Raw genomic sequence first — 18396 nt, forward strand, 5'->3', positions numbered from 1 at the left:
CGCTCACAGCAGACGCCGCATCCGTGCCGCGCGACGCCGCATCCGGTCGCCGCATCGGGCAGACCACCCTCACCGCCACCTCAGAAATGCAGGAGATCCTGCCGCAGACCCCCGCAGCTGCAGGGACGGGTGCCCGGAGCACGAGGGATCTCCTGCATTTCTGTGGGTGAGGTCAGCGCAGTCGCAGGCCCTGGGGGGTGGGGGCGAAGCCGGCGCGCTGCAGCGCGTCGCCGAGCGGGGTGCCGACCGCGAAGACGCCGTCGATGCGCTCGACCCGCAGTCGCCCGCCCGCGGCGCGCACGGTGCCGGCGAGGGATGCGGCGGCGGCCTCGATCGCCGCCTCGGCATCCGGATCGAGGAAGTTCAGCACCGTCTTGCCGCCCTTCTCGACGTAGAGCCCGAGCGCCCCGTCGACGAGCACCACGAGGGCGCCCGCCTTGCGACCGGGGCGGTGGGATCTCGATACGCCGGCTTCGCCGGCTACTCGATCGGCGGGGGCGCCGTTCGCCGGCGATCGATCAGCGGGGGTGCCGTTCGCCGGCGATCGATCAGCGGGGGCGTCGCGGGACGGCCACCCGAGGGCCGCGCCGTAGGGGTTCGCGGGATCGGTCGCCCCGAGCGTCACCGCGACCGGCGGCGCCTCGTCGTCGCGGTCGCCGTGGAACGCGCGCAGGCGGTCGACGGTCGCCGGCGTCGCGAACTGCGCCGCCCCGAGGCCCTCGACGAAGTAGCCGCGCCGCACCCGCCCGGTCTCCTCGAGCGTCGACAGCACCTTGTAGACGAGAGCGAACCCGCCCTCGACCCCCTCCGCCTGCACGGCGCCGCGGGTGACGACGCCGTAGCGCTCGAGCAGCTGCTCGACGAGCGCCGTCGCGCGGGCGGTGGGCACGGCATCCGGGGCGGGCAGCATGCTCCAGCGTCCGGCGACGGTGGGGGGCGCGGATGCGGCGAGCGATGCCGCCACGCGTGCGCGCGCCCGGTGCGCGCGGCTGCGCGGGGTCGCCCGGGTGCGCGTGGTGGTCGCGCCGAGCCGCGCCCGCAGGGCCGTGAAGGTGTCGCCCGTCACGCGGCCCGCCCACACCAGCTCCCACAGCGCCCGCGCGACATCCGTGTCGGTGAGGGGCTCGGCACCGGGGTCGGCCACCGCGGTCGCGAGCTGGCGGAAGAAGTAGCCGCCGCCGCCCACGAGCGCCTGCTCGAGGCGGTCGCGCAACGGGTCCGGTTCGAGCGCGAGCGGTTCGGGGAGGGTGAGGGTCGCCGCGTCGGCGAGGTGCAGGCTGACCCAGCCGTCGCCGCCCGGCAGCTCGCCCCGCCCGGCCCAGATCACCTCGCCGGATGCCATCAGCTCGTCGAGCATCGCCGGGCTGTAGTCGCGCACGCGGCCGGGCAGCACGAGGCTCTCCCAGCTGGTCGCCGGCAGCGGCAGCCCCGCGAGCTGGTCGATCGCCGAGACGAGCCCGTCGATGCCGCGCAGGCCGCCGGATGTGTGCTGCCAGTCCGGCAGGAACCGCCCGAGTGCCGCCTGCGGCACGGGCTCCACCTCGGCGCGCAGCGCGGCGAGCGAGCGGGCGCGCAGCCGCCGCAGCACCTCGGGGTCGACCCATTCGGTTCCGGATGCGCCGGGCCGGAACTCGCCCTCGACCGCCCGCCGGTCGGCGGCGAGGCGCCGCAGCGCATCCGCGACCACGGCGACCCCGAGGCCGAGGCGCGACGCCGCATCCGCCGCCGTGAACGGGGTGTGGGTGCGCAGGTAGCGCGAGACGAGGTCGCCGACGGGGTCGGCGACGGGCTCGAGGAAGGCGGTCGGCACCCCGATCGGCAGCGGCACCCCGAGCGCGTCGCGCAGGCGGGCGGCGTCTTCGACGACCGCCCAGCGCTCGACGCCGGCGAGCTGCACCCGCAGCACGCGATTGGCGCGGGCGAGGTCGTGCAGCCACGTGGCGGGGTCTCGAGACGCGTCCGGCTGCGCCGGGCGCTCCTCGACCACCTGAACCCGCTCCGCCACCTCATCCACCGAGAGCGGGCCGAGCACGCGCAGCAGGTCGACGACGCCCTCGGCGTCCTTCGCCCGGCGCTCCGGATCGAGGCGCTGCAGCTCGCGCTCGACCTGCGCGATCACCTCGGGGTCGAGCAGCTCGCGCAGCTCCGCGCGCCCCAGCAGCTCGGCGAGCAGCGACGGGTCGAGCGAGAGCGCGGCCGCCCGCCGCTCGGCGAGCGGCGAGTCGCCCTCGTAGAGGAACGCCGCCACGTAGCCGAACAGCAGGGTGCGCGCGAAGGGGGAGGGCGCATCCGTCTCGACCTCGACGAGCCGCGCCTGCCGGTTCTCGATCGAGGTCGCGAGCTCGTGCAGAGACGGCAGGTCGTAGACGTCCTGCAGCACCTCGCGCACCGTCTCGAGGATGATCGGGAAGCTCGGGTACTTGCGCGCCACCTCGAGCAGCTGCGCGGAGCGCTGCCGCTGCTGCCAGAGCGGCGAGCGGCGTCCGGGGTTGCGGCGCGGCAGCAGCAGGGCGCGCGCCGCCGACTCGCGGAACCGCGCCGCGAACAACGCCGAGCCGCCCACCTCCTCGGTCACGAGCGTCTCGAGCTCGCCCGGCTCGAAGGCGAACAGCTCCGCTCCCGGCGGGTCGGCATCCGTCTCGGGCAGTCGCACCACGATGCCGTCGTCACCCGCCATCGCCGAGCCCTCCACGCCGAGGCGCTCGCGGATGCGCGCCGTCACCGCCAGCGCCCAGGGCGCGTGCACGGGGGTGCCGAAGGGGGAGTGCAGCACGAGCCGCCAGTCGCCGAGCTCGTCGCGGAACCGCTCGACGAGCAGCGTGCGGTCGCTCGGCACCACCCCGGTCGCGGCCTTCTGCTCGGCCACGAACGCGAGCAGGTTGCGGGCGGCCCGCTCGTCGAGCCCGTCGGCCTCGAGCCGGTCGGCGCCGACGGTTCCGGATGCCAGCTCGGCCTGGAACGCGCCGATCGCGCGTCCCAGCTCGGCCGGTCGCCCCAGCCCGTCGCCCTTCCAGAACGGCACCCGCCCGGGCTGCCCGAACGCGGGCGAGACCAGCACGCGATCCGAGGTGATCTCCTCGATGCGCCAGCTCGTGGCGCCGAGCGCGAACACGTCGCCCACGCGCGACTCGTAGACCATCTCCTCGTCGAGCTCGCCGACTCGGCGCGCGCCCTCTTCGCCGCCCACGATGAACACCCCGAACATGCCGCGGTCGGGGATCGTGCCGCCGCTCGTCACCGCGAGCCGCTGCGCGCCTGGGCGCCCGGTGATCGTGCCGGCCACCCGGTCCCACACGATGCGCGGCCGCAGCTCGGCGAACTCGTCGGACGGATACCGCCCCGCCAGCAGGTCGAGCGTCGCCTCGTAGGCGCTGCGCGGCAGCGTCGCGAAGGGCGCCGAGCGGCGCACCGTCTCGAACCACTCCTCGACGTCTAGGCCCTCGAGCGCGACCGCCGCGACGGTCTGCTGGGCGAGGATGTCGAGCGGGTTCTGGGGAACGGCGATCGCCTCGATGAGCCCCTCGCGCATCCGCTCGGTCGCGATCGCGGTGTGCAGCAGGTCGGCGCGGTGCTTGGGGAACAGCACGCCCTTCGAGATCTCGCCCACCTGGTGGCCGGCGCGGCCGACGCGCTGCAGGCCGCTCGCGACCGAGGGCGGCGACTCGACCTGGATCACGAGGTCGACGGCGCCCATGTCGATGCCGAGCTCGAGCGAGCTCGTCGCGACCACGCACCGCAGCCGGCCCGACTTCAGGTCGTCTTCGATCTGGGCGCGCTGCTCCTTCGACACCGAGCCGTGGTGGGCGCGGGCGAGCACGGGCTCGGCGCCGCTCGTGGAGCCGGATGCCCCCATGAGCGCTGCAGGCGGTCTTTGCGGGGCTGGTTTCGACACGCGATCCTGCGGATCGCTACTCAACCAGCGGGGTGTGCCCCCACCCGCTGGTTGAGTAGCCCGCGCAGCGGGCGTGTCGAAACCAGCCCCTTCGGTCTCGAGCTCCTCCTCGTAGATCTCGTTCATCGACGCCGTGATCCGCTCGGCGAGCCGCCGCGAGTTCGCGAACACGATCGTCGAGCGGTGCCGCAGCACCTCCTCGACGATCGCCCGGTCGACGTGCGGCCAGATCGACCCGCCCGAGGCGAGGGCCTTCTCGTCGTCGTCGAGCTCGGCATCCGTGGCGCGCGCGCCGAGCTCGGTCATGTCCTCGACGGGCACCACGACCCGCAGCTCGAAGGTCTTCTGGATGGGCGGCGACACGATCTCGACCCGCTCGCGCCCGCCGAGGAACCGCGCCACCTCCTCGAGGGGACGCACCGTGGCCGACAGCCCGATGCGCTGCGCCGGTTTCGGCAGCATCGCGTCGAGCCGCTCGAGCGTCACCGCGAGGTGCGCCCCGCGCTTGGTCGCGGCGACGGCGTGGATCTCGTCGACGATCACCGTCTCGACCCCGGCGAGCGTCGAGCGGGCCGCGCTCGTGAGCATCAGGTAGAGCGACTCGGGGGTCGTGATGAGGATGTCGGGGGGCTCCCGCACGAGCAGCCGCCGGTCGGCCGAGGTGGTGTCGCCGGAACGCACGCCCACCCGCACATCCGGCGGCGCCGTCCCGAGTCGTTTCGCGGTCTGGGTGATGCCGACGAGCGGTGAGCGGAGGTTGCGCTCCACGTCGACCCCGAGCGCCTTGAGCGGGGAGATGTAGAGCACCCGCGTCCGTCGGGCCGGGTCGGCGGGCGGCGAGGTCAGCAGCCGGTCGAGCGACCAGAGGAACGCCGAGAGCGTCTTGCCGGATCCGGTGGGCGCCACCACGAGCGCGTGCCCTCCCGACGAGATCGCCTCCCACGCCCCCGCCTGTGCGGCGGTCGGCTGGGGGAACGCCCCGGCGAACCACTCCCGCGTCGCGGGGGAGAAGCGCTCGAGCGCGGGGTCCATCCCCCTATCTTCGCGCCCGCCCCCGACGCGCGTCAGAGGCTGAGGTTCAGCCCCACCTCCTTGGCCTTGATGCGCGCGAGGGCGAGGTTCGCCTTCTTCGAGTCGAGCACGAGGTACAGGAAGGTCTCGGGGTGCGCCGCGAGCGGGCGGATCACGTGGTACTGGCTGCTCAGGGTGATCAGGATGTCGTCGATCGCGTCGTCGAGGCCGAGGGCCTTCATGGTCGAGAGCTTCGCCCGCACGACCTCGGTGTTGCCGGCGGCGGCCACCTCGATGTCGATCCCCCGGCCGGCGTCGCCGAGGATCATGCCGCTGCCGCTGTCGACCACGGCGGCGACCATGGCGCCGTCGAGGGTCAGGAGCGAGTCGAGGGATTCGGGGATCGTGGGCATGGCTGTCTCCGGGTACGTGCGGCTTCGGGTGGGTCGCGCGCCTGCGGGGAGGGAGCATCGCGGCAGCGTGCGGAACTCCACGCTACGGAGCGGCCCGACCCGGGTGCAGGGCCGGGACCGCCCCCGTACGGGGTCGTCCCCCGATCGCCTCGTCGGCACCCGAACACACTTCTGACTTGGGGTTTCTTGCCCCACGCGGCACAGATTCCGCAGATCGCTAGTTAAGTTGACTATCGATTCCCCGGCGCGGGTGCCCTCATCGACCGACTCCGACGGGTCGCGACACGTCCGGCGACGCCGGGGGCCAGTCGCGTTGGATCCGCTCGACGAGGTCTTTCGCCACGCGATCCAGTCCACGGAGGTCGTCGAGCGCGGCCCCCTCCACGGCGCCGACCACCGCCTGGTGGAAGGCCCCGTAGCTGGCCTGGATCTTGGCGGCGCCCGCGGGGGTGGGCATGAGCAGACGCACCCTGCCGTCGGTTCCGTGCGGCATGCGGCGCACGTCGCCCTTCGCCTCCAGATGGTCCACGATCTTGGTCACCGATGCCGTGGAGACGTCGAGCATCACGGCGAGCTCGGACGGGCTCGCGAAGCGTCCCTCGCGCTGGGCCTGCAGGAGGAAGCGCAACGCCAGGAACTCGTTGTGCCCGAGGCCGCTCGCCGCGCGAGCATGCTCGACCTCGAGCTCGGTGACCCGGATGAGGTCGAGGATCGTGTGCAGCACGTCCTCGACGAAGGGGCTCGCGGGCGGGTCCGCGTACAGGTGCTGGGACTCCCGGCGAACGAGGTTGCGTGGCACCGGCGACTCCCTCTCCCGGCGGACCGGCGCGTGTCCGCCACCCGATCACAGGCTATCGCGAGCCATCCCGCACCCGGCCGCGCGCGGCCCGCGTCGCGCTCGTACGATGAAGCCCATGCTGGAGCCGGATGCCGTCGCCGCCGGCGAGGGCTGGCGGGCGGATCCCGCGGATGCGACGCGCGAGCGCTGGTGGGACGGCGTGGCCTGGACGGAGTTCACCCGCGACGCCCCGCGTCCCGTCGAGGGGCCGGCCCGCCGCATCCCGGTGCGCGAGACGTTCCACCGTCCGCCCGACCCCGACACCCGGGCCGTCGCGTGGATCGCGTGGTCGCCGGGCTGGGTGACCTTCGGGCTGCTGCCGTTGGCGCTGCTGGGCCTCGCGAGCGCGCTCGCGTCGTTGCTCGTGCCGGTCACGGCGGGCCTCGTCGTGGTGGTCCTCGCGGCGCTCGCGGTGCGCGATCGGCGACAGCTCTACGATCGCGGGTTCCCCCGGCGACCGGCGCTCGCCTGGATGCTGCTCGGACCGGTCGGCTACCTGGCGGCGCGGTGGCGTGCCATCGGCGAGGGGCGCGCGCACCTCGTGCTGTGCGTGGTGCTGCTGGTGCTGATCGGGGGAGGGGTGTTCCTGTACCAGGCCATCACCCTGGGAATCGGCGCGCTGGCGGAGCTGCAGGGCACCGAGGTCTGATCAGACCCGCGCCCGCAGGAAGTCGACCACGTCGCCCAGCATGTCGTCCGACACGGAGTGGCCGAGACCGGAGTAGACGGCGCTCTCGAGGGCGGTGTGCATCGGAAGCCACGACTGCGCCCGCGCGACCAGCTCGGGGGTGAAGAACGGATCGACGCTGCCGCGACCCCAGTAGACGGGCGGCAACTCGGCGATGAGCGCCGCATCCGAGCGGTGCGCACCCGAGACGACGAAGCCCGACATGTTGACCGCGAACGACACGACGCCGTGCCCTTCGCGCAGCAGATGGGTCGCCATCGCGCCGCCCTGCGAGAAGCCGAGCGCGCCCACCCGCGTCGGATGCCAGGGCAGCTCGCGCAGCCAGTGCAGCACCGCCTGGGCCATCGCGTCGGCCGACACGATCCGCGGGTTGCCCGCCTCCTCGACCGCGTCGTCGAACCACGCGAAGCCCGGTCCGAACCCGAACGGCGCCCGCAGCGAGGCGTAGACGAAGTCGGCGGGCAGCAGGGGGAACAGCGACGCGAGGTCGCGCTCGTCGGAGCCGCGACCGTGCATCACGACGACGAGCGGATGCTGGTGCCGGGCCTCGGGCTCCACGCTCCAGACCACCGCTCCGGGATCGATCGACAGCTCCGTCACCCTTCCATGGTGCCCCGTTCCGCCCTCGCGTGGTGCAGAAATGCAGGAGGTCTCTCCACCGACGGCAGCATCCGCGGGTGCGTCGGATGCCGGATCCCCGTTTCTCCTGCATTTCTGCGACTCGGGGCGGGCGCCGAGGCGGGCCCGGCCGCACGGTGCGACACAATGAACGCATGAGCACCGTGGGCGCCGGCATCCCCGAACCTCCGCGCGACGAGCCGAACTCGGCGTGGCTGAGCGACGGCGAGCTCGACTGGGTGCGCGGTCGCATCCCGCTGCTCTACGTCGAGGCGGTCCCCGTGCGGGTCGACGGGCTCGGCGTCGTCACCCAGGTGGGCGTGCTGCTGCGGGCCAACGCGGCGGGCGAGATCACGCGCACCCTGGTGTCGGGCCGTGTCATGTACGGCGAGACGATCCGCGACGCGCTCTTCCGCCATCTCGAGAAGGACCTCGGTCCGATGGCGTTCCCCCAGCTCCCGCCGAGCCCGGTGCCGTTCCAGGTGGCCGAGTACTTCCCCATCCCGGGGCTGTCGGCGTACGTCGACGATCGGCAGCACGCCGTGTCGCTCGCCTTCGTCGTGCCGGTGACCGGCACCTTCGAGCCCCGGCAGGACGCCCTGGAGCTCACCTGGGTCACCCCGGCGGAGGCGTCGAGCCCGGCGTTCCACGCCGAGCTCGAGGGCGGTCGCGGCACGCTGCTGCGCGCGGCGCTCGCCTCGGTCGGCGTGCTCGGCTGAGACGGGGGACAAAGCCCCGGATTCCGGGGGAAGACAGCCGGGTCTGCCCACCCCCTGGGGGCTTCGGGGACGTGTCAACGGTCGATAGGTTCTGATCACCGGCACCCGAAGCCCGGCGACGCGCCGCGTCGCACCTCGGTCGGTTCCCTCCCGACGTCCTCGGGGCTCTCGTGTGCCGCGAGGTAGGGGCTGTACTTCTGTGATCGCTGGGCGTCGTCGTCTGAGATTCTTCGCCGCCGTCGCGGCGTTCACCGCCGTGATGGCGGGCGTCGTGGCCGCACCGGCCGCCGCGGCCGAGATCACCGCGGTGCTCGACATCACCAAGTCGGTCGACAAGTCGACCCCCGCTCGCGGTCAGGTCTTCACCTACACGATCACCGTCGACTGCTCGAGCGACGACTGCGTCGACGCCCAGGTCGTCGACCCGATCCCGGCCGAGTTCTCGACGTTCGCGCTCAACCCGACCGTGGTCGTCACCGGGGCGCCCGCGAGCTACGCCTGGGGCGGCTCGGACGGGCGCACCCTCACCGTGTCGTTCACGCGTGCGCTCGACTCGGGCGGCGTGGGCCTCGCCTCGGGCGACGGCCCCTCGATCCAGGTCTCGCTCACGGTCCCGGCGGGGCTCTCGCCCGACTGGCCCTCCAACGGCGTCCCGGTGGTCAACACGGCGACCGTGTCGGCGGACAACGCCCTCCAGAAGCCGGCGGACGCGCCGGTCACCATCACGGTGCCCTACACGGTCGCCACCTCGGTGGGCGTCGACTGGACGCCGCCGTCGGCGCAGTTCAAGGTGGGCGAGCCCTCGACCGCGACCGTGACCACCCGCAACACCTCGAACGCCCGGGCGACCTCGCTGCAGGTGCTCGCGCCGACCGACCCCACGGCATCCGGCAACCCCTTCGACCTGGTCGACCTCACCGGATTCGGGACCCTCACGTTCCCCGAGGGCGCCGACCTCGTGCAGATCGACGCCTACGTCGCCGGCGCCTGGGTCACCGGCACCCCCGCGGCCACCGCGACGCTCCCCGCCCTGACGGGCGGCGCGACCATCGCCGACGTCACCGGACTCCGGGTGACCTTCACCTCCTCGGCCGGGACGACGCTCGTCGCCGGCGGGACCGCCGGCTCGCTCGTGCTCGAGGTCGCCCAGCGCGCGACCAACCGCAGCACCTCCGCCTCCCTCGTGCTCGGCGACTCCACCACGCTGAACGTGCGCGGCACCGTCGCCGTCCCGGGCCACGGGACCGCGAGCGCCACCGCCTCCGACGGCTACGTCATCCAGCCGCTCACGGTCGCCGTGACCGGCACCACCTCGTTCGGCGCCTCGGTCATCGCCGCGGGCACCGGCACCACCGCGACCCTCCGCGGCACCAACACCTCGAACGGGCCCGTGGGGGTGCTGCGCCTCACCCAGCAGCCGGCCGAGCTGCTCGCCGACACCCACCTCACCTTCACCCGCCTGGTCGACACCGGTTCGGGCTGGCCCGACGGGGCGACCGCGGCCACCATCACCTGGATCGTCGACTCGGGCACCGCCCCCGCCGCCGACACGATCGCAGAGGGCGACCCCTGGCCCGCGACGCCCGCGCTCGCGTCCGGGCAGCGCATCGTCGGCTTCACGGTCGACTACACGGGCGCGATCGCGGCCGGCGAGACCGCCGTGGTGCCGTTCCGCTTCGAGGTCGCTCCCGACATCGTGGCCGATCCGTCGGACGTCGCGACCCTCTCGAACACCATCCGCGTGGACGCCCACAACGACGCGGGCGACGCGACCCCCGCGTATCCGAACGCGACCATGCAGGTGATCTACCCGCAGATCGACGTGGCGCTGAAGAAGACCGTCACCCCGTCGGCGGCCGTTCCGCCGGGCGGTCGCTCGGTCACCCAGCTGCGCGCCTCGGTGGGCACCCAGTCCGGATTCGTGTCGCCGACGAGCCTCGTCATCACCGACGTCGACGCGTCCGGCGTCGACTACTGGGATGCCTTCGACGTCGTCGCGATCGCGCCCACCCAGGTTCCGGCCGGGGCGACCCTCGTCATCTGGACCACGACCGACGGCACGAGCTGGTCGGTCTTCGACACCGTCGTCGCCGGCGCCGTCGCGACGACCTACGCGTCGGCGCTGCCCGGCGGCCTCGTCGGCGTGCGCTTCGCCTTCAGCAACGAGGACGGCTTCGCCCAGTCCACCTCGGTGCAGGGCAACCTCGCGTTCGTCGCGCGCGCCACCCTCCGCGGCACGAGCGACCCGGTCGCGAGCGGCGCGACCCCCACGAGTTACCCGAACGCCGCCACGGTCGACGCCGGCGGCGACGTCGAGCTGCCGGGCGGCGGCACGGTCAGCGCGGGAGACGGCGACACCGGCGCCGGCCCGGTCAAGGAGCTGCCGGGCGGCGGCGGGCTGCAGGCGTCGAAGAGCTGGCAGCTCGTGAACGGATCCGCCACCGTGTCGAGCCAGTCGGGTCAGCAGCGCACCGCGACGCTCGGCTGGGGAACCGAGATCACCGGCCACCCGACCGTCGTCGTGTCCGACCCGGCCGACCCGGATGCGCCGGTCGCCTCGACCGTGTTCCAGGCGTTCGATCTCGTGCGCATCGGCGCGATCACGCCCGCGAGCGACCCGTACATCGCCTACGACCAGGTGCAGGACATCCGGCTGTACGACGGAACCTCCTGGACCTCCGTGATGGGCGCGGCCTGCGCCACCGCGAGCGACTGCCAGGGGCGTTTCGCCGGGTACACGCTGACCGCGGCGCAGCGCGCGAGCACGGTCGCCGTGGAGATCACCTTCGCCGAGTGGGACGGCGGGCGCGGCACCGCGACCACCGACCCGCTCGCACCGCCGGTCGGCTCGGGCGTCGCCTCCTCGCCCGAACTGCGCCCGATCGACCTCGTGTTCCAGCTGCGCAACCGGCTGCGCGACGCGACGGCCACGCCGAGCGACCCGTGGGTCACCGACGAGCGGGTCTACAACCGCGACCCCGACGCGGGTCTCGTCGAGAACTCGGTCGAGGTGCGCGCGGGCTCCGACGCCACCACGGCGGCCGACACGATCATGATCCTCGACCGGCCGCCGGGGGTCGGCCTCACCAAGACCGCGAGCGCCACGAGCCTCGCGATCCCCGTGCTCGGCGACGTCGCGGCGAGCGGCTACCCCACGACGAACTTCGTGCTCACCGCGCGCAACACCTCCGACGCGCGCGCCTGGTATCTGCGGGTGACCGACCAGATGCCGTGCTCGAGCTCCGACATCACCAGCTGCGTCCACGCGACCACGGGCGGGGTCTCCGGGTCGACGGTCAACCCGTACGCGGGGCGCGCCTGGGACCCGACGACGAGCCCCTTCGACGCGTTCACGATCACCGGCATCACGATGCCCACGACCTCCGAGCTGTCGTCCGCGGGAGTGACCGGCGCCGTCATCACCGTCTGGCATCAGGACGGCACGACGACCGACTACACCTACAACGTCTCGACGGGCGGCGGCAGGCCGAGCACCGCGCAGCTCGCCGACGCGGTCGGCGTGAGCGTGCTGTTCACGGGCGTCACGGTCGACGGCGGCACCATCGCGAGCGGCGCCGACCTCAAGATCACCCTCGCCACCCGCCTGCGCGAGTACCTGCGCAGCGACTCCGCGGCGCGCCCGCAGCCGGGCGTCGTCACCAACAGCGCGTTCACCCAGGTGTGGGACGGCGTGCTCGACGACACCGGCGTCGACGCCTATGCGTCCAAGAGCGCCACCGTCACCCTCGCGAACGCGATGATCGACGTGACCGCCACCAAGGCCATCTCGCCCACCACCCTGCTCGAGAGCGCGCGCGCGAACGACGTGACGGTCACGCTGAGCGCCACCCGCGGGACCTCCACCGCCTCGCCGAACCTCGTGGCGATGGAGGACACGGCCGCCACCTTCTGGAACGTCTTCGAGCTGCGCGGGCTGGCCGCGTCGAGCCCCGTGACGCTCCCGACCGGGGCGACGCAGGTGCGGGTGCTGCTCGACACCCCGGGCGGACGCGTCGCCGGCCCGTGGGGGGCGACCCCCGCCCTGCCCGCGACGACGCTCGCCGACGTGACCGGCATCCGCTTCGAGTTCCGCAAGGCCGACGACTCGATCTTCTCGAGCACGACGAACGTGAACTGGGGCACCGCGCAGGCGAAGTTCGTGGTGGGCGTGCGCGCCGGCTACACCTTCGGCTCGGCGAGCGCCGCCGTCGCCGACTCGATGACGACGAGCGCCACCAACCCGAGCTGGGGCACCGACACCGCCACGGCGTCGGCCTCGATCACCCTCGACCCGGGCACCTTCCGCGTCGCGATCTCGAAGACCCCGGCGGTCACGAGCTCGCCCGCCGGCGAGACCGTCGACTTCACCCTCGTCGCGCGCAACACGGGCACCGGCTACCTCGACAACCCCGTCGTGGTCGACCAGCTGCCGACGGATGCGTCGATGCCGTTCGGCGGCTCGCTGCTGTACGACCCGACGAGCGAGATCACCTACTCCACCTCGAGCGGCGGCATCCTGCCGGTCACGGGGCAGACGGTGAGCTACGACGACGCGGCCCGGCGCATCACGATCACCTGGCCCGCCGGGGCGCGCCTGGCGCCCGGTGAGACCTACACGATCGTCATCCCGCTGCAGCTCGCCCCGGGGCTGCGCACGATCGACCCGGCCGCCCTGAACACCTACACCTTCTCGAGCGACCGCACGCTCGCCGCCTGCACGCTCGCGACGGCGAACGGGCGCACGGTGAGCTTCGCCTCCGGGTCGAAGAGCTGCCGCACCGATGCGCTCGTCACCACCTACGACGCCTCCGCGATCAGCTCGTTCAAGGGCGTGAAGGGCGACGTCGGCACCGGCACCACCTCGACCCGCGGCGCGATCAACGTCAACAACGCCGCGACCCCGTGCGTCTCCGACAGCCAGGGCTTCTACCGGCAGCCCTGTGCGGCGAACACCGTCGTGGGCGGCACCGACCTCTGGAAGCTCCAGTTCACCAACGGCGGCAACATCGACGCCTCGAGCGCCTCGCTCGTCGACGTGCTGCCGACCCCGGGCGACGCCTACCTGCGCTCCGGTCTGCCGCGCCTCTCGACGTTCGACCCGGTCTTCGCGGGCGACGTCGTGCTGCAGACCTCCGGCGAGTCCGTCGGCACCACGATGACCTGGCAGGTCACCACCTCCGCGAACCCGTGCCCGAGCTTCGAGAGCGACTCCACCTGCTCCACCGCGAGCTGGGTCGACGGCGCGAGCTTCCCGACGGCCGACTACGGCCTCGTCACCGCGGTGCGCGTCGTCTTCGACTTCACGGGGGCGACCGGAGGCGTGCTGAAGCCCGGCGCGACCGTCGGGGTGACCTACCGCACCGTGAACACCCCCACGACCGCGGCCGGCGACAACCGCGCCCCGGTCACGGCGAGCACGGCGCCCGCGCGCGCCTGGAACAGCTTCGGCGTCTACGCCCGGTTCACCAACGGCGACTCGCGTCGCGTCGAGCCGATCCGTGCCGGCGTGCAGCTCGCCACCGGCCCGATCCAGGTCGCGAAGGCGATCGCCGGGGTCTCGGCCGCCTTCGCGCCGACCAGCTACTCGGCCACCGCGAGCTGCACCGTCGCCGGGGTCCCGGTGCCGCTGCCGGCGAGCGGTGCGCTGACGCTCGCCGCCGCGAACGCCGTGCCCTACACGGCGCGCATCGACGGCATCCCGGTCGGGGCGGTGTGCCGCATCGTCGAGGGCGCGACCGACGCGGTGACGGTCGACTACGCACCGGCCGCCTCGAGCGGCGCGGGCGCCGAGCTCACCGTCGGAACGGCCGCGACCGCGAGCGCCGCCGTGCCGACGGCTCAGCGCGCGACGATCACCAACACCTTCGGCACCACGTCGCTCACCATCGTCAAGTCGGTCGACACCGAGGCGACCGTCGGCTCGTTCGGTCCGTTCGACTTCACCCTGTCGTGCGCATCGGACACCGGCTCGGGGGTCGTCGACGTGGTGCTCGACCCGGCGGATGCCGCGTTCACCCTGGGCGGCGGCGAGTCGAAGACCGTGACGAGCATCCCCGCTCCCGCGGACTGCACGCTCACCGAGACCGACAGCGACCACGCCGACAGCATCACGGTGAGCACGGGGTCCGACTCCGACACCGTCGCCGAGGGCGAGGCGGCCGCGGTCGTGCTCGGTTCGGCAGCCGCCTACACGACGACCGTCGCGAACCGCTATGAGGCGGGCACCCTGTCGGTGCGCAAGGTCGTCACCGGCGGCACCTCCTACGGCGACGCCGAGTTCGACTTCGACGTCACCTGCACCTACGACGGCCAGACCCTGCTCGACACGTCGATCACCCTGCTGGCCGACGAGACCCACGACTTCACCGAGCTGTTCCCGGCCGGCACCTCGTGCGCGATCTCCGAGACCGACGCGGGCGGCGCGAGCGACCCGGCCGACGACGCCACGGTCATCATCCCGGCGCCCGGCTCCGGCGACACCGTCGGCGCCGTCACGGCCGTCATGACGAACCAGTTCGACACCGGCAGCGTGCGCATCACGAAGGAGCGCACCGGCGACGGGGCGGACGCCTACGGGGACGGTCCCTTCACCGCCCAGCTCAGCTGCAGCTGGGTGCGCGGGGGCGACGCCCTCGCCATCCCGCTGCCGGACGGCGGCCGGGTCGTGCTCGACGCGGGCAACTCGTACACCGCGACCGTCACGGGGCTCATCGCGGGCGCGTCCTGCGTCGTCACCGAGCCCGAGGCCGGCGCTGCGACGGCGACGACGATCGGCACGGTTCCCACGGTCACCGACGGCGGCACCGCGGACGTCACCATCACCAACCGCTTCGACGTCGCCGGGCTGCACATCACCAAGGTGCGCACGGGCGAGGGCCTCGACCGCTGGGGCGCGGGTCCGTTCACCGTCGAGGTGGTCTGCGGGTACGACCGCGACGGCACCTGGGTCGACATCGACCTGGGCGCGGATGCGACGCAGCAGCTCACCGCGGCGAACGGCTACGAGGCGCAGCTCGACGACCTGCTCGTCGGCGCCGAGTGCACCGTCACCGAATCGGATGCGGGCTACGCCGTCGCGAGCGAGGTCAGCACCGACGACGCGCCCGCGGTGATCCCGGCCACGGGTTCGGCGACGGTGACCGTCACCAACACCTTCCTCCTCGGCTGGCTGCACATCGAGAAGACGTCGTCCGCCGCGATCGTGCAGGGCGACGACACCTTCGACTACTCCCTCGCCGTGTCCAACCCCGGCCACATCGACGCCGCCGGCGTGCACGTCGACGACGAGCTCGACGCCGATCTCTCGTACGTCGACGTCGTGGCCCCCGGGTGGACCTGCGCGGTGACCGGACAGGACGTCGACGGCTACGGCGGCACCCTCGACTGCGACGCCGACACCGTGCTCGTCGCGGGAGCCTCGGCATCCGCGATCGTCGTCACGGTGGCCGTGCGGGCCGGCATCGCGAAGGACGAGCTGCCGAACGCCGCGGTCGTCACCTCGACGACGCCCCAGGTGGACGGCGACGACGACGACATCGTGACGCCCGTCAAGTGGCTCGATGTGACCGCGACCCCGCAGTGCCTCCGCGACGCGCCGTGGCTGTACTACGACATCGACGCGCGCAACGTCGACCTCGACGGCAAGACGCTGACGATCGACTGGAACGACCCGGACGGCGCGGTCGTGCACACGGATGTCATCCCGATCTCGTCCGACATGCTCGACGGCGACGGGGTCATCCACGGACGCATCCTGTGGCCGGGCGCGACGGTCGACGCCGACGACTACGGCATCGGCTGGCCCGGATACCGCAAGGCGCTGCCCGGCGAGACCCCGGACTTCGAGGAGCTCGTGTACGACCCGACCCTCGCCGAGGCGGCGCTGCGCACCGGTGCCACCGTGACGCTCAGCATCAACCCGACGACCACGGTCACGGCCGAGTACCCGCCGGAGTCGGCGACGTGCCCCGAGACGCTCGGGTCGCGCGACGCCGGACTGTGGATCCAGAAGGACGCCGACCGCCCGGTGGTCGCGGCGGGAGACGACTACCGGTACACGATCGTGGGCGGCAACGACGGCTACGGCGCCGCGCAGGATGTGGTGCTCGAGGACCCGATCCCGTCGGCCCTGAAGGTGCTCGGCGTGGTGCCGGCGGCCGCGGCCACCGTCGACGACCCGGCCTGGCTCGGCTGCGCGGTCACCGGCCGCGACGACGACGGGTACGGCGGCGTGCTGCGCTGCGTGCTCGACCGTCCGCTCGGGGTCGGCGAGCGCACGCCCGAGGTCGCCCTCGCGGTGCAGCTCTCCACCCGGGCGGGGCTCGGTCCGATCGTCAACGTGGCGACGCTGAGCGGCATCGAGGTCGAGGCGGATCCGACGCGTGCGGCCACGCTGCCGACCCTCGCGGTCGACGACGACGCCGTGACGATGAGCCTCGGGCTCCCCGACACGGGAGTCGAGGGCGTGCTCGCCGGAGCGGCAGCTGCTCTCCTCGCCCTCCTGCTCGGGATCGGAGTGCTGCTGCTCGTCGGACGCCGCCGCCGGGCGGGCTGATCCGGGGTCAGCCCGCGGGGCGTGCGGCCCGACGGCCGCCGCGCCGCGGGTTGCCCTGCGGGGCGCCCGACGACGAGCTGTAGACGGGCGTGCTGCCGCCGCGCGTGGCGGCGCCGCGACCGGAGCCGCCGCTGCGGCCCTGACCCGCGCGCGTCTGAGCGGATGCGCCGCCCCCCTGCGCCTTCTGCGCGGGCCGGCCGGAGCGGTCGCGCCGCGGGCGGTCCGAACGCGGCTGCTGCGCCGTGTCGCGGGCCTCGCGCGCCGCGCGCTTGCGCTGCGCGTTCGCACCCTGGCTGCGTCCGCCGCCCCCCTGCTGCTGCCGGGGCGCACGCGGCTCGGGCTTCACGTACGCGGCGACCTCGCCGACGAGCGCCGTGACGGCCGCGGCATCCGCGGTCACCTTCTGCGCCGAGGCGGTGATGCCGGCCTTGCGCATGAGCTGCGCGACGTCCTTCTCCTGCGCGGGCAGCACGAGGGTGACGACGTCGCCCTCCGACCCGGCGCGGGCGGTGCGTCCCGAGCGGTGCAGGTACGCCTTGTGCTCCGTCGGCGGGTCGACGTGCACGACGAGCTCCACGTCGTCCACGTGCACGCCGCGCGCCGCCACATCCGTGGCGACCAGCACGCGCACCGAGCCGTCGGCGAACGCCGCGAGGTTGCGGTCGCGCTGCGGCTGCGAGAGGTTGCCGTGCAGGTCGACGGCCGGGATGCCGGACGCGGTCAGCTGCTGGGCGAGCTTCTTCGCGTGGTGCTTGGTGCGCATGAACAGGATGCGGCGCCCGCGCCCCGAGGCGAGGGCCTGCACGAGCGCCTTCTTGCTCTCGACGTCGGCGGTGCCGAAGACGTGGTGGGTCATCTTCACCGGCGGCTGGTCGATCTCGTCGACCGAGTGCAGCACGGGGCTCTGCAGGAAGCGGTTCACGAGCTTGTCCACGCCGTTGTCGAGCGTCGCCGAGAACAGCAGGCGCTGTCCGCCCGCGGGCGTCGCCGCGAGGATGCGGGTGACCCCCGGCAGGAAGCCGAGGTCGGCCATGTGGTCGGCCTCGTCGATGACGGTGATCTCGATCGCGTCGAGGCGCACGAGCCGCTGGCCCATCAGGTCCTCGAGGCGGCCGGGGCACGCCACGATGATGTCGACGCCGTCGCGGAGCGCCGCGACCTGACGGTTCTGCGAGACGCCGCCGAAGATGGTCGTCACGCGCAGGCCGTACGCGTCGGCCAGCGGGGTGAGGGTCGCGGCGATCTGGGTGGCGAGCTCGCGGGTGGGGGCGAGCACGAGGCCGAGCGGCAGGCCACCGCGGCGGCCGCCTCCGGCGAGCTTGGTGCCGAGACGGGCGACGAGCGGCAGCGCGAACGCGATGGTCTTGCCGGAGCCGGTGCGGCCGCGGCCGAGCACGTCGCGTCCCGCGAGCGTGTCGGGCAGGGTGTCGGCCTGGATGGGGAAGGCCTCGGTCTTGCCGTCGGCCGCGAGGGCGGCGACGAGGGGAGCGGGCACGCCGAGCGTGCGGAAGTCGGTGGTCATGGAGGTGCTTTCGGGTGGTGTGCGCGCGAGCGCACGATGGGCGAGCGTGCCGGACGGCACGTCGGTTTCGCCGTGAAGAGATGTCAGCCGCGCGGCGATCCGATCGGATCGGGCGGCGAGGGATGCGTTCGACGACGCGGG

At 73.4% G+C, this 18396-nt stretch carries 8 protein-coding genes; 3 read left to right on the plus strand and 5 right to left on the minus strand.

Annotation, left to right across the window (positions count from 1 at the left end; genetic code table 11):
- Positions 1 to 172 precede the first annotated feature (172 nt).
- The 3 genes from NUH29_RS03430 to NUH29_RS03440 all read right to left on the minus strand — a co-directional run bounded on the left by NUH29_RS03430 (position 173) and on the right by NUH29_RS03440 (position 6115).
- A complete protein-coding gene (locus NUH29_RS03430) occupies positions 173 to 4924 on the minus strand; it encodes an ATP-dependent helicase (RefSeq protein ID WP_258797566.1) in 4752 nt (1583 codons plus the stop codon).
- A 32-nt stretch (positions 4925 to 4956) separates the two neighbouring features.
- Complete coding sequence (locus NUH29_RS03435; protein WP_258797568.1) at positions 4957 to 5316, minus strand: hypothetical protein; 360 nt, start codon at positions 5314 to 5316, stop codon at positions 4957 to 4959.
- 256 nt (positions 5317 to 5572) lie between these two features.
- Complete coding sequence (locus NUH29_RS03440) at positions 5573 to 6115, minus strand: MarR family winged helix-turn-helix transcriptional regulator (protein ID WP_258797570.1); 543 nt, start codon at positions 6113 to 6115, stop codon at positions 5573 to 5575.
- Between the two features lie 115 nt (positions 6116 to 6230).
- On the opposite strand from NUH29_RS03440, the gene NUH29_RS03445 reads away from it, so the two are divergent.
- Positions 6231 to 6803, plus strand: coding sequence for a DUF2510 domain-containing protein (locus tag NUH29_RS03445; protein ID WP_258797572.1), 573 nt, complete (start codon positions 6231 to 6233; stop codon positions 6801 to 6803).
- Here the strand turns inward: NUH29_RS03445 and NUH29_RS03450 are convergent, their stop codons facing one another.
- Positions 6804 to 7442: an alpha/beta hydrolase gene (locus tag NUH29_RS03450; RefSeq protein ID WP_258797573.1), complete on the minus strand. Its 639-nt coding sequence runs from the start codon at positions 7440 to 7442 to the stop codon at positions 6804 to 6806.
- Positions 7443 to 7615: 173 nt separating this feature from the next.
- On the opposite strand from NUH29_RS03450, the gene NUH29_RS03455 reads away from it, so the two are divergent.
- Positions 7616 to 8179 carry an NUDIX hydrolase family protein gene (locus NUH29_RS03455; protein WP_258797574.1) on the plus strand — a complete coding sequence of 188 codons (564 nt, stop codon included), beginning with the start codon at positions 7616 to 7618 and terminating at the stop codon, positions 8177 to 8179.
- A 199-nt stretch (positions 8180 to 8378) separates the two neighbouring features.
- On the plus strand, positions 8379 to 16733 hold the full coding sequence (locus NUH29_RS03460) for a DUF5979 domain-containing protein (RefSeq protein WP_258797575.1): 8355 nt from the start codon (positions 8379 to 8381) through the stop codon (positions 16731 to 16733).
- A 7-nt stretch (positions 16734 to 16740) separates the two neighbouring features.
- Here NUH29_RS03460 and NUH29_RS03465 read toward each other — a convergent pair whose 3' ends face one another.
- Complete coding sequence (locus NUH29_RS03465; RefSeq protein WP_258797576.1) at positions 16741 to 18255, minus strand: DEAD/DEAH box helicase; 1515 nt, start codon at positions 18253 to 18255, stop codon at positions 16741 to 16743.
- Positions 18256 to 18396: the final 141 nt, after the last annotated feature.

Source organism: Protaetiibacter mangrovi (assembly GCF_024752305.1).
Taxonomy (GTDB): domain Bacteria; phylum Actinomycetota; class Actinomycetes; order Actinomycetales; family Microbacteriaceae; genus Homoserinibacter; species Homoserinibacter mangrovi.

Bases quoted from the DNA above. Each gene is read 5' to 3' on its own strand.
- NUH29_RS03465 (WP_258797576.1), bottom strand. From the start codon at position 18,255: ATGACCACCGACTTCCGCACGCTCGGCGTGCCCGCTCCCCTCGTCGCC.
- NUH29_RS03455 (WP_258797574.1), top strand. From the start codon at position 7,616: ATGAGCACCGTGGGCGCCGGCATCCCCGAACCTCCGCGCGACGAGCCG.
- NUH29_RS03435 (WP_258797568.1), bottom strand. From the start codon at position 5,316: ATGCCCACGATCCCCGAATCCCTCGACTCGCTCCTGACCCTCGACGGC.
- NUH29_RS03445 (WP_258797572.1), top strand. From the start codon at position 6,231: ATGCTGGAGCCGGATGCCGTCGCCGCCGGCGAGGGCTGGCGGGCGGAT.
- NUH29_RS03430 (WP_258797566.1), bottom strand. From the start codon at position 4,924: ATGGACCCCGCGCTCGAGCGCTTCTCCCCCGCGACGCGGGAGTGGTTC.